General features: G+C 58.0%; 1 pseudogene. It reads right to left on the bottom strand.

Features of this window, described 5'->3' with window-relative positions:
• Nucleotides 1-127: 127 nt before the first annotated feature.
• Nucleotides 128-286, bottom strand: a pseudogene (locus AB3X89_RS40085) (helix-turn-helix domain-containing protein); the annotation flags it as partial.
• Between the last annotated feature and the right edge of the window lie 405 nt (nucleotides 287-691).

Genomic DNA, 691 nt, shown 5'->3' with positions numbered 1-691 from the left:
GCTCTTCGGCCCCATCGGCAACATTCCACCTGCCGAGGCAGAAGCCGCTTACTATGCAAATCTCGCTGAGTCTGTCACTGTGGCATGACGCAAGCAAAACGGTCTCCGGAAAACCCGGGGCGGTTCAGTCACGCAGTCTGCCGACCAGTCTGCGGATCTGCCGTGTCGTCAGCCCGAGTCGCTCGGCCGCCCGCGACGGCTTGAGTTTGCCGTCCGCTACATCCTGAATGACCTTGAATCTGTCCAGCTCTCGCATCGTCATCGTTATCCGTTCTATTACTGCCATCGAAGCTCCCCGTGCCGGACAACCGGCGGCAGGACAGCTTACGCGGCGCAAAAGCGGACATTTGAACTTGGCCAGAAGCGGACATTACAACTTAGCCGCTACAAGAATGTTTGTTGATAATTGTGGTTATGTCAAATCGTGCGGGTGATCTGCAGGATGCAACTGGCCGGTGTGGCTAGTGGCCCACCGATTTCAAGGGAAGCGAATCACCCGCAACAAGCGCTCTCGATATCTCCTCCCGCTCGGGGAATGGGTACCGCCAGCAGCGAACATTGACGCTGAGAGGTGGCGCCGCTTGTTCGGGCAGGGTCCCGAGATTTTTAAGTGGAACCACCGGGGCGTTCATGCTGCCGATTTGATCGCAGGCAGTGTCGCGAAGTATGCCTCATCCGGCGTGCGGTCTTC

The organism is Paraburkholderia sp. BR14320 (assembly GCF_040948665.1).
In the GTDB taxonomy this organism is placed as follows: Bacteria; Pseudomonadota; Gammaproteobacteria; order Burkholderiales; family Burkholderiaceae; genus Paraburkholderia; species Paraburkholderia youngii.
The sequence above is the reverse complement of the archived record's forward strand: the minus strand, read 5'-3'. Positions and strand labels throughout refer to the sequence as shown.